6 protein-coding genes are annotated in these 11855 nt (G+C 75.7%); 1 reads left to right on the top strand and 5 read right to left on the bottom strand.

Annotated features, from left to right (window positions below):
* The first annotated feature begins 127 nt into the window (after nucleotides 1-127).
* Nucleotides 128-2161 carry a M4 family metallopeptidase gene (locus ACIRNI_RS01605; protein ID WP_403547358.1) on the top strand — a complete coding sequence of 678 codons (2034 nt, stop codon included), beginning with the start codon at nucleotides 128-130 and terminating at the stop codon, nucleotides 2159-2161.
* A gap of 12 nt (nucleotides 2162-2173) precedes the next feature.
* Here the strand turns inward: ACIRNI_RS01605 and ACIRNI_RS01600 are convergent, their stop codons facing one another.
* The 5 genes from ACIRNI_RS01600 to ACIRNI_RS01580 are packed head-to-tail and all read right to left on the bottom strand — an operon-like array spanning nucleotide 2174 to nucleotide 11853.
* Nucleotides 2174-2695, bottom strand: coding sequence for a flavin reductase family protein (locus ACIRNI_RS01600; protein WP_403547356.1), 522 nt, complete (start codon nucleotides 2693-2695; stop codon nucleotides 2174-2176).
* Nucleotides 2692-3150 (bottom strand): acyl-CoA thioesterase, encoded by a 459-nt coding sequence (locus ACIRNI_RS01595; RefSeq protein WP_403547354.1) that lies wholly within the window; start codon nucleotides 3148-3150, stop codon nucleotides 2692-2694. The genes ACIRNI_RS01600 and ACIRNI_RS01595 overlap by 4 nt, the downstream gene beginning before the upstream one ends.
* Nucleotides 3147-8864, bottom strand: a complete 5718-nt coding sequence (locus ACIRNI_RS01590; RefSeq protein WP_403547352.1) for an SDR family NAD(P)-dependent oxidoreductase — start codon at nucleotides 8862-8864, stop codon at nucleotides 3147-3149. The genes ACIRNI_RS01595 and ACIRNI_RS01590 overlap by 4 nt, the downstream gene beginning before the upstream one ends.
* Nucleotides 8861-9913, bottom strand: a complete 1053-nt coding sequence (locus tag ACIRNI_RS01585) for an enediyne biosynthesis protein UnbU (protein WP_403547349.1) — start codon at nucleotides 9911-9913, stop codon at nucleotides 8861-8863. The genes ACIRNI_RS01590 and ACIRNI_RS01585 overlap by 4 nt, the downstream gene beginning before the upstream one ends.
* On the bottom strand, nucleotides 9910-11853 hold the full coding sequence (locus ACIRNI_RS01580; protein WP_403547347.1) for a CRTAC1 family protein: 1944 nt from the start codon (nucleotides 11851-11853) through the stop codon (nucleotides 9910-9912). The genes ACIRNI_RS01585 and ACIRNI_RS01580 overlap by 4 nt, the downstream gene beginning before the upstream one ends.
* Nucleotides 11854-11855: the final 2 nt, after the last annotated feature.

The raw sequence follows: 11855 nt of genomic DNA, 5'->3' as shown, positions 1-11855 counted from the left end.
CCACCGTTCTTGCGCACAGCTGTTCGCACTGCGGTCACCACCGCTTTCCGACCTGTTCCACCAGCTCTGTTTGCTCCGCCGAGCGGCCCACCCAGCCGCCCGTACCCCCCTCGCAAAAGGAGTCTGCGTGAGATCCACGCCAAGCCGTCGCGCCACCGCGACAGGCGCTCTGATCGCCGCCGCCGCCATGCTCGCCGTGGGCGTGCAGACCGGTACCGCCGCCGCCGACGACGAGTGGGGCCCGGTCGCCCCGAAGGGCCAGGCCGCCGGCAAGGCCGACCCCGGCGCCCTGCCCGCCGACCTCTCCCCCGCCCAGCGCACCGCGCTGATACGCGCCGCCGACGCCGACAAGGCGGCCACCGCCAAGCAACTCGGCCTCGGCGCCCAGGAGAAGCTCGTCGTCCGCGACGTCGTCCAGGACCGCGACGGCACCACCCACACCCGCTACGAGCGCACCTACGGCGGGCTCCCGGTCCTCGGCGGCGACCTCGTCGTCACCGAGACGAAGGCGGGGAAGACGGAAGGCGTCAGCAAGGCGTCCCCGGCGCAGCTCAAGAACGTCGACACCAGCGCGGACATCGCCCCGGCCGCCGCCGAGAAGCAGGCGCTGGGCGCCGCCCGGGCGGAGGGCTCCAAGGCGACCGACGCCGAGCGCGCGCCGCGCAAGGTGGTCTGGATGGGCCAGGGGGCGCCGGTCCTCGCGTACGAGACGGTCGTCGGCGGGCTCCAGCACGACGGCACCCCGAACGAACTGCACGTCATCACCGACGCCACCACCGGCAAGAAGCTGTACGAGTGGCAGGCCGTGCACACCGGCACCGGCAACACCCAGTACAGCGGCCAGGTCACGCTGGGCACCGCCCCCTCGTACACGCTGACCGACACCGCCCGCGGCAACCACAAGACGTACAACCTCAACCGCGGCACCTCCGGCACCGGCACGCTCTTCTCCGGCGCCGACGACATCTGGGGCGACGGCACCCCGTCCAACCTGGAGACCGCGGGCGCCGACGCCCACTACGGCGCCGCGCTCACCTGGGACTACTACAAGAGCGTGCACGGCCGCAGCGGCATCAAGGGCGACGGCGTCGGCGCGTACTCCCGCGTCCACTACGGCAACGCCTACGTCAACGCCTTCTGGCAGGACAGCTGCTTCTGCATGACGTACGGCGACGGCGCCGCCAACGCCAAGCCGCTGACGTCGATCGACGTCGCCGCCCACGAGATGACGCACGGCGTCACCTCCAACACCGCGGGCCTGGTCTACAGCGGTGAGTCCGGCGGCCTCAACGAGGCGACCTCCGACATCTTCGCCGCCGCCGTCGAGTTCTACGCGAACAACCCGAAGGACCCGGGCGACTACCTCGTCGGCGAGAAGATCGACATCCGGGGCAACGGCACCCCGCTGCGCTACATGGACAAGCCCAGCAAGGACGGCTCGTCCAAGGACTACTGGTACTCCGGCATCGGCGGCGTGGACGTCCACTACTCCTCCGGCCCGGCGAACCACTGGTTCTACCTGCTCTCCGAGGGCAGCGGCGCCAAGACCGTCAACGGCGTGGCGTACGACTCGCCGACCTCCGACGGCCTCCCCGTCACCGGCATCGGCCGCGACAAGGCCGCGCTGATCTGGTACAAGGCGCTGACGACCAAGTTCAACTCGCGGACCGACTACGCGGGGGCCCGCGCCGGCACCGTCGCCGTCGCGACCGAGCTGTACGGCGCCGGCAGCGCCGAGGTGAAGGCCGTCGAGCACGCCTGGGCGGGCGTCAACGTCGGCTCGCGCCCCGGCGGTGGCGACCCGGGCACCGGCAAGGTCTTCGAGAACACCGCCGACGTCGCCATCCCCGACAACGGCGCGGCCGTCACCTCGGCCGTGAGCGTCACCGGCGTCGCGGGCAACGCCCCCTCCACCCTGAAGGTGGACGTGGACATCGTCCACACCTGGCGCGGTGACCTGGTCGTCGACCTGGTGGCGCCCGACGGCACGGCGTACCGGCTGAAGAACTCCAGCTCCTCGGACTCGGCCGACAACGTCAAGGCGACCTACACGGTCAACGCCTCCAGCGAGGTCGCCAACGGCAGCTGGAAGCTGCGCGTGCAGGACGTCGCCGCGCAGGACACCGGCTACATCAACAGCTGGAAGCTGACCTTCCCGTAACCCTCGTCGCTGTTACGGGTTGTCCACGACCGCCCGGTGGTAGTCCGACTGCCACCGGGCGGTCGTGCACGTATGGCGGTGGTAGACCAGCGGGGTGCGGTCGGGGTGGTGGGCACTGTGCAGGACCCGCCCGACCAGCAGGGTGTGGTCCCACACGTCGTAGCAGCTGTCGACGGCGCACACGACGCTCGCCGCGGCCCCGATCAGCACCGGCTGGCCCTGCTCGTACGCCCACGGCACCCCGTCGAAGCGGCGGCACGGGGGCTCCTCGGCGAACCGGCGCGTCAGCTCGCGCTGCTCCCAGCTCAGCACGTTGACGGCGAAGCCCCCGGCGCGCCGGATCGCGCGGACCGTACGGCCGGTGGCGGCCAGCGAGACCAGCAGGCTCGGCGGGCGCAGGGAGAGCGACAGGACGGCGCTGGCCGTGCAGCCGACGGGGCCGGGGCGGGTGCCGTCGGCGGCGTACGCGGTGACCACCGTGACGGAGGTGGGCATGTGGGCCATCGCGGCCCGGAAGGCCGCGGCGTCGGTCATGTGCCGCTCCCCGGCGGACCGTACGGCGCGAGCGCGGCCCGCAGCTCCTCCGGCACCGGAACCGGCTGTACGCCGCCGTCGCCGGTGCGGCGCGCGCAGGCCACGGTCTGGCCGCCGCGCGCGACGAGCTGGGGCACCGCGCCGCCCACGCGGTAGTAGTCGAAGCCCATGCTCACGCGGTACTCGTCGGCCGCCGTCAGCGACATCCGCAGGGTGACCCGGTCGAGGGCGAACAGCTCGGTGAAGTACGCGCAGTGGCAGGACGCGGTCACCAGGGCGAGGTCGCCGTGCAGCGCCCGGAGCACCCCGGGGGCCCGTTCGGCGAGGAACCGCTCCCGGCAGTGCCCCTGCCAGCGCAGGTAGTGGGTGAAGTACACGTTGCCGACGAGGTTGGTCTCCTCGAAGGTGACGAGGTGTTCGTACGCGTACGTCCGCGTGCGGGTCTCGGTCGTCATCGGTTCTCCTCCTGTCCGCTCAGCACCGCGACCGCCACCGGCCGCTCGACGCCCGCCACCCGCACCACCGCCGAGGCGATCAGCGCGTCGCCGGAGCGCAGCAGGGCCCAGCCGCCGTCGAAGACCCCGCCGAGGGCGAGCGGCGCGCGCGGGGGCCGGCCCGCCTTGGCCAGGCACTCGGCGGCCGTCCACACCCGGGTGGCCGCCGCGTCGAACGGCTCCCCGCACTGGTGGCGCAGCACGTCGGCCAGGGCCCGCTGCTCCGGGTCGAGGAGGTGGCGCCACGCGCTCTCCGGGCGTGCGGGCACGGCCTCCCAGTCGCAGGCCAGGGGCCCTTTGGCATCCGCGTCCTCGACCTGGAGCACCAGCCGGCCGTCGAGATGGCTGCGGGAGACGCCGGGCTCTGGCGGGCGCCCCGACGCGGGGCCCGTCGCGGGGCGGATCGTCACGCGGAGGCGGCCGTCCAGGCCCAGGGCCGTGGCCGCCCGCTCCAGCAGCACCGCGAGGAGCGGGGCCGGCCAGGGGCGCTCGCCGCGTGGCAGCGGGCCGACGTCCCGCAGGCGCAGCCCGCGCCACCGCAGCACGGTGCGGCCCGAGGCGTCGAGGCCCTCCGCGTCCCACACGTAGTCGCCGTCGGCGGCGGAGCGCTCGGTGCCGCGGACCTGCTCCACCGGTCCCCCGCCGGGCCGGATCGTCAGCGACCCGGCGGCCACCGGCAGCAGCCTGCGGTGCGGCACGCACGCCTGGAGCGCGTGCAGGGAGGCGTCGTTGACGGCCGGGTCCCCGAGCAGCGGGACGGCGAGCGGGGCCGCGAACCACGGCCCGTCCGCCCCCGGCTCCGGCGGTGCCAGCGTGGCGCGGCAGCTGCGCGCGGAGGGCGCGGTCAGGCTCCGGACCCTGCGGAACCGGTCGGTGTGGAAGAAGAGCGGCCCGTACAGCTCGTCGGGGTGGAGACCGTCCCTCCCGGCGGGTTCCGCCGGGGCGGGCCGGTGTCCGTTGAGGGACGGTACGGCCAGCGGGAACACGGCGCGGAAGTGGTCCACGCAGAAGTCGTCCTCGTCGCTGCGCAGGACCGTCTCGACGGCGTCCCCCCGGTGCAGGGCGCACACCCGTACGGTGCGGGTGCCCTCCTCCGGCACGGTCACGGGGTGCGCCCAGACGATGTCGCGGGCCTCGTGCAGCGGTTGGCCGCCCGCCACCGCCGTGGCCGCCTGGGCCATGGCCTCCAGGCCCAGGACGCCGGGGAGCCAGACCACCCCGTCCAGCCGGTGTCCGGCGAGGTGCCGGTCGGTGCGGCGCAGGTCGAGCCGCGCCTCGGCGACCAGTTCGACGGCCGGGTAGTGGACGCGCACCTCCTCCAGGAACCGCTGCGGAGGGCCCGCCGTCGCGGGGGCGGGTACGTCGCGGCCCAGCCGGCCGTGCACGGCGACCGTGGGCGGGGTCCGGGCGGCGAGGAGGCGCAGGAACAGGTCCGTGCCGGTGTCCGGGGCGATGGGGGTGACGTCCTCGCGCAGAAGGGAGTCCAGGACGCCGAGCCGTACGCCCATGCCGGTGCCGGCCCACACCGACCAGTCGATGGTCAGGACGCGGCAGGTGTCGGGGAGTTCGGCCGCCAGCCGCTCGGTCGCGGCGCGCAGCAGGCCGTTGGCGAGGGCGTAGTGGCACTCGCCGGGCAGCCCGTACCGGCCGATCACCGAGCCGAAGCCGACGACCAGCCGCAGCCGGTCCGTGGGCAGCGCCGCGAGGAGGTGGCGCAGACCCGTCACCTTGGGGGCGAGGTGCGTTTCGACGCGCGCCTCGTCCAGGTCGGCGAAGCAGGCCGGTTCGTTGACGCCCGCGGCGTGCAGGACCCCGGTGACCGGGCGGCCGAGCCGCTCGGTGAGGCGGCGCACCGCCGAGGCCACGGCGGCGGCGTCGGCGAGGTCGGCCGCCTCGTACGCGGCGGTCACGCCCGCGGCGGCCAGCTCCGCCAGGCGCGTACGCAGGGACTCGTCGTGCTCGGGGCGGGCCCGGCCGATCAGCGCGAGCCGGGCGCCGCAGACCAGCGCCAGCGCCTTGGCGCAGGTGTGGCCGATGCCCTTGCCGCCGCCGGTGACGAGCAGGACGTCGCCGGGCCCCAGGGGCAGCGGGCGCGAGGGCCCGGGCGCGGGGAACCGCGCCACCTGCGCGTACGGCGTGTGGGCCCTGCCGCACTCGTCCACGACCAGCTCCCGGTACCGGCCCGGCTCGGCCGTGGCGTGGCGGGCGGCGTGGCGCAGGCCGGTCGCGGTCGGCGGGACGCGCAGCAGCGTGACGCCCAGCGCGGGGTGCTCCTTGTGGAGGCTGTGCGCGAAGCCCGCGAGCGCGGTGTCGTGCGCGACGACCACCAGACGCCCGGTGCGCAGCGCGGCACGGGTGGCGGCCAGGAGGCGGCCGACGGGCGGCGGGGCCGCACCGGGGGGCGCGTAGAGGAGCTCGGTGTCGGGGGTGGTGGTGGCGGCGAAGACGCGCGGCGCCTGGGTGGCGAGGCCGCCTTCGCCCAGGACGCCTTCGGCGAGGACGGTGGTACGCCATCCGGCGCCGCTCGGCTCGGGGAGGCCGTCGCGGACGGGCCGCAGCCGCTCGGTGAAGCACTCCACCCAGGTGTCCACGCCGGGGACGGTGGTGCCGGCCGCGCCCCCGGGGCCGGTGTCGGCGGCGGTGGCGGGCGGCAGGGCGTCGAGGGCCTCCACGAGGTCGCACACCCGGGCGTCGGCCAGCGACAGCGGCGCGGCCGGGGGGCGGCGGCCCATGCGGTGCGCGGCGGTCGCGGCGAGCTGGGTGACCGTCAGGGAGGTGAGGTGCAGGTCGGTCAGGAGCCGCGTCTCCATGCCGATGAGCTCGGGCTCCAGCTCGGTGGCGCGGGCGAGCAGGTCGCGTACGGCGGCGGCGGAGTCGCGGTCCGGGACGGGGGCGGCCGGGGCGGCGGCCACCGGGGCGACGGCGTCCTGGGCAGCGGCCTCCCGACCGGCCTCCGGGAGGGGCGGCGCCGCCGCGCACGGGCTGCGCAGGAAGGTCCGGGGGCGGCGGAGGTCGATCGGCCGCGCCCCGCACCCGGCCGTCAGCCTGTCGACCCGCACGCCGGCACCCGCGCCCGCGCCCGCGCCCGCCGCGAACAGCGCGGCCACCGCGTCGGCCGTGGCCGCGTCGTCCGGGTCTCCGGTCCCGATGGTGACCACCGGGACGCCGCAGCCCTGGTCGGCCAGGAGCGAGGCGAGCCCCTGCCCCGGCCCCACGGCGCAGCACAGGTCGGTCTCCGGGAGCACGCCGGCGACCGCGTCCCAGAACCGTACGGGCGCGGTGACCTGGTCGCACAGCAGCGCCGCCAGGTCGTCGTCCGGGGTGAGGGCCCGCCCGTGGACGGTGGACACCAGGCGGCGCGCCGGGCGGCCGAAGTCCACGTCCGCGAGGGCGCGGCGCAGCGGCGGGACGCACGGCAGGACCGCCGGGGAGTGGAAGCCGTGGGACACGGGGAGCCGGGTGCGGGCGATGCCCGCCCGCTCGGCGCGGGCCGCGACCTCGCCCAACTCCCCCTCCGCTCCGGCGAGCACCACCGAACGGGGGCCGTTGTACGCGGCGACGACCAGCCCGGTCCCGCCGCACAGGCCGAGCGCGGTGGAGGGGTCCGTGCGGAGGCTGAGCATGCCCGTCCCGGGCGCGCCGAGGGTGGCCATGAGCCGGCCCCGGACGCGTACCAGACGGATGCTGTCCCGTACGGAGAGCGCGCCCGACCACACCAGCGCGGTGATCTCGCCCAGGCTGTGGCCGACGGCGGCCGTCGCCGTGACCCCGAGGGCGTCCAGCGTGCGCAGCCCGCGCAGGGCGGCGCGGTGGATCGCGGGCTGGGCGGTCTCGGTGCCGCCGGGAGAACCGGAGGTCGTAGGTGCGGCGGACGGTGCGCCCTGGCCGGGGAAGAGGAGCGTGACCCGGCCGCGTACGCCGTGCCCCAGCCATACGCCCGGCAGGTGCGTCAGGGCTCCCGGAGTGGGAGCGGACGCGAGGTGAGCGGCCGCCGAGGCGGCCCGCCGGGCCAGTTCGTCGGGGGTGGCGGCGACCACGGCGACGCGCGAGGAGCCGCCGGCCGGCGTCCGCCGCGCGAGCTGGGCCGCCAGGTCGTGCAGCTCCGCGAAGGAGAGCCGGGGGGCCACGGCGGCGACGTCCTCGAACAGCGCGCGCAGCTCGCCCGGTTCGGCCGCGGCGGCGGCGATGACGGCGTGCTCGGGCGCCGCGCGGCGTACGACTACGGGGCTGCGGGGGTACGGCGAGGTGGGGGCGGGGGCGTCGGGGGCGGCGAGCACGACATGGGCGTTGATGCCGCCGAAGCCCATCGAGCTGACCCCGGCCAGCCGGGGGCCCTCGGGCCAGTGTTCGGCGCGGCGCAGCACGCGCAGCCGGGCCTCGCCCGATCGCAGCAGCGGGTGCGGGTCCCGGCATCCGGTCGTCGGGGGCAGCACCGCGGTGTGCAGGCTCATGGCCGCCTTGATGACGCCCGCCGCGCCGGCCGCGGCCTTGGTGTGGCCGATGTTCGCCTTGATCGTGGAGAGGGCCGCGCGCCGGTGGGCGCCCGCGCGCAGCGCCGCCAGGGCGCCGAGCTCCACCTCGTCGCCGACGCGCGTGCCGGTGCCGTGGCCCTCGTGGAGGAGGACGTCGGTTGGGTCGGCGCCGGCCCGTTCGTACGCGCGGCGCAGGGCGAGGAGCTGCCCGTCCCGGTCGGGCCGGGTGATGCCCCCGGCACCGTCGGAGGAGACGCCCCAGCCGCGGATCTCCGCGTACACGCGCAGCCCGGCGGCGCGCGCGTCGGCCGCCCGCATCAGCGCGAGCATGCCGCAGCCCTCACCGGGCCAGAAGCCCGCCGACCGCTCGTCGTAGACGCGCATCCGGTCGGCGGCGAGGGCGCCGGTCTTGGCGAAGCCCACCAGCTCGAAGGGGTCGAGGCTCAGGTCGACCCCGCCGGCCAGGCCGAAGTCGACGCTGTGGTCGCGCAGCGCGCGGCACAGCTCGATGACGGCGAGGAGGGAGGAGGCGCAGGCACCGTCGACCGTGAAGCCGCCGCCGTGGAAGTCGAAGTGGTTGCAGATCCGGCCCGCGATGGTGTTGGAGAGCGCCCCGGCGAGCGACTCCTCCGTCGTCGGCGGGAACGGCGCCAGGTAGCCGGCAGCGGCGCGGCGCAGCACCTCCTCGCGTGCGTCGCCGGGGAGTCCCGTGTCCGCCAGGGCGGCGGCGAGGACGCGGCGTGCGTACGGCCAGCGCAGCCGCAGCGTCCCGGCACGGGTGGTGTCGCCGGTGAGGCTGTTGCCGAGGACCACGCCGACGCGGTCGCGGTCCAGTCCGGCGCCGCCGGGGAAACCGGCGTCCTCCAGGGCGCGGGCGGCGGTCTCCAGGGCCAGCCAGTGGGCGGGGTCCCCGGCCCGGAAGACCGGGCCGGGGATGCGGAACGCCGACCGGTCGAAGGCCCAGCCCTCCAGGACGGCGGCGTACAGGCTGTACGTCTTGTCGGGGGCCGCCGGGTCGCGGTCGTAGTAGTCGTCCGGGTCCATGCGCTCCGCGGGGAGGCGGCGGAAGGCCCTGCGCTGCTCCAGGGCCATCTCCCAGAGCCGTTCGGGCCGTTCGGCGTCGGGGTACCGGCAGGCCATGCCGACGATCGCGAGCGCGGAGCCGTCGGTGCCGTCGGTGCCCTCCGTGTCGTACGGGCTCATCGTGTCTCCGGCTGGAGTGAGGGGCGGCCCTGCGCGGGGACGGAGGCGGGCGGGGCGGGAGCGGACGCGGAGGAGGCGTTGGACGCGGTGGACGCGCCGCGTCCGGCGGAGCCCCACGGCAGCCGCTCGGCGGCCACCAGCACGCCCGCCCGCAGCACGCACACGATCACCAGCGCGAAGAACAGGCCGAAGACGACGTGGAAGTGGACGAGTACGCCGTAGACGGCGGCCGTCGCCGCGCCGAAGACGGCCTGGTGGCGCGGGCGCCACGGGGTCGTGCCCGGGTCGGTGATCATGTAGTTGGTGAAGAGCACGAACGCCACGCCCGTCATCGGCAGCAGCGCGCTCACCAGGGAGAGGTCGCCCAGCGACAGGGCCCAGCGGAGCACCGCCTGGGCGACGAAGCCGCCGCACCAGGCGGCGATGAGCGGCATCTTGCCGGTCAGCTTGGCGTTGAGCATCGTCCCGGCCGCCAGGACCACCACGGGGATCACCCAGTCCGCCGGGGCGGCCGTCCACTCGGTGAACTGGTACGGCGGCGCGATCCCGACCCACGGGAAGAGCAGCAGGACCAGCACGATCCCGGTGTTGCTGGGGTTGAGCACGTGCCGTGCGCGCCCGGCGACGCGCACCCTGACGACGTACTTGCTCGCCACGCCCGCGACGGTGGCGAGCACGGTCGGCATCAGCCGGTCGTTGGCGTACAGCAGCATCGCGCACGCCAGTCCGGTGATGTACGCGGGGAGCAGCAGGTCCACGACGGCGCCGGCGGACCCGGCGGCGTACCAGGGGCGTACGCCGCGGGCGTGGGCGTCGATGGTGCCGAGGACTCCTTCGGCGAGCAGGGCGGCCGCCACCGCGACGACGGGGGTGAGGTAGGCCTGCTCGAAGCCGAGGACGGTGTGGCCGACCACGGTCAGGACGGTGATGGAGAGGCCGAACCGGCGCAGGGCGGCGCTGCGCGGGTCGTCCGGGCCGCCGAGCACACACCGCGCCGTGCGCGCCATGCGGTCGAGTCCGGGTACGAGTCCGCGTCCGCGTCCGTTCATCGTGTCTCCTCGGTGAGAATCAGCTCGTGGCGGCCCGGCCGGAGCGTGGTGGTGCGGGTGTGGACGCGTCCCTCGCCGTCGCGCCAGGTCAGGCGGACGGGCAGGGCGGTGGACGGGCCCGCCTTGGCGGCGCCGAGGCCGAAGGTGAGGTCGGGGGCGTTGACGCCGTTGTGCCCGTTGGCCGGGTACAGCTGCTCGGTGCGGACGGTGCCGTCGGGCAGCGTCACGGTGGCGGTGGCGCCGATGGCGGGCCGGGTCGCTCCGCCGCTCGCGCCGCCGCCTTCGGCGGCCGGGAGCCGCAGGCGGAGGGCCAGGAAGGCACCCGCCCGGCCGGTGTTGCGGTACAGCACCGACGGCGCCCACTGGTTGGCGACGACGAAGTCGAGGCGGCCGTCGGAGTCCACGTCGCCGATCGCGAAGGCCCGGCTGACGGCGTCCGTGCCGACCCCGGCCTCGCGGGCCACGTCGGTGAAGCGGCCGTCGGCGCCGCGGACGAAGAAGGTGTTGCGGTCGTGGCCGGACAGGTCGGTGCCGGGCTTGAAATGCGGCCAGAGCCGGGGGTTGTCCAGGATGAGGTCGTTGGACATGGCCGTCTCCTGCAACTGCGCCCAGCGGTCGGTGTGTCCGGCGACGAAGCCCGTGGCGTGCATGATCTCGGGACCGCCGTCGTTGTCGAAGTCGGCGGCCTTCACGTCCCAGCTCCAGCCGGTGCGGGACAGGCCCAGCGGCTCGCTGTCGTCGTCGTACGGGGCGGTGCCGCGGTGGAGCGCCCGCCCGGCGTCGCGGAGGCTGCCGCCGGCGGTGAAGGCGAAGTTGCTCTCGTGGAGGGCGTACGCCTCGCCGATGTTGCTGACCAGGATGTCGGGAACGCGGTCCGGGCCGAGCTGTGCGAAGGCGACGCCCATGCCCTTGAAGGAGTCGCGGCCCAGCACCTTCGACTTGGGGGTGGCGGCGTGCCGTCGGCCGACGGCCTCGCGGAACCGGACACGCCCCGGGGACGACTCGTTGACGAGCAGCTGGTCGGGGCCGAAGTCGTTGGCCACGTACAGCTCGGGGCGGTGGTCGCCGTCGAGGTCGTACGTCCCCAGGGCGAGGGTCCAGCCGCGCGCGGCGTCCGGTGCGAAGGCGTCGGGCACCTCGGTGAAGCGGGCGTCGGGGGCGGGGCCCCGGTCTGCGCCGGTGAAGCGCAGGAGGCGGTTGGTGCCGCCGTTGCGGGCGTTGGAGAGGGAGGCGTTCATCACCAGCTTGTCCGGCTGGTGGGCGGTGGGGTCCAGGACGCGGGCGCCGTCCGGGAAGTAGTTGCCGAAGACGAGGTCGAGGTGGCCGTCGCCGTCGTAGTCGCCGACGGTGGCGGCATTGGTGTTCCACACGGCGCGCGGGCGGACGAGCTCGCGCGGGAGGAACGCCCCGGCGCCCGGGGGGCGTCCGGCGAGGCGCAGGAAGAGGACGGGCGAGCGGCCCCAGTAGTAGACGACCACGTCCTGGCGGCCGTCCTCGTTGAGGTCCGCCGGGAGGCAGCCCATGGGCGCGGCGTACGACGGCAGCTCGCGCGCGGGCGGGGCGAGGGTGAAGGGCGCGTACCGCCGGCCGGTGCCGGGGGCCGGGCCGACGGTGACCGTGTCGGTGCGCGGGTCGACCAGGCAGATGTCGTGCGAGACGCTGCCGTCGTCCACGGCGAAGAGGGCGGCCCCGGCGCCCACGGAGGAGATCCACGACGAGATGTCGCGGTAGGCGGGGGCGACCGGCCGCAGGGTCCGGTCGGTGGGGTGCTGCGCGGGCGAGACGAGGTGCGGGGAGAAGGAGAACCGCTGGGCGAGGCGCTCGCGCATCGCCGGGGAGGCGCCCGGCGGCTGGGAGAGCTGCCACAGCAGCACGCAGGCGAGCAGCGCGGCGACCCGCGCCAGGTTGCGGCGTACGAGGCTCATGAGGGGTGCGGGCATGG

Origin of the sequence: Streptomyces sp. NPDC093546, assembly GCF_044765045.1 — a bacterium.
In the GTDB taxonomy this organism is placed as follows: Bacteria; Actinomycetota; Actinomycetes; order Streptomycetales; family Streptomycetaceae; genus Streptomyces.
The sequence above is the reverse complement of the archived record's forward strand: the minus strand, read 5'-3'. Positions and strand labels throughout refer to the sequence as shown.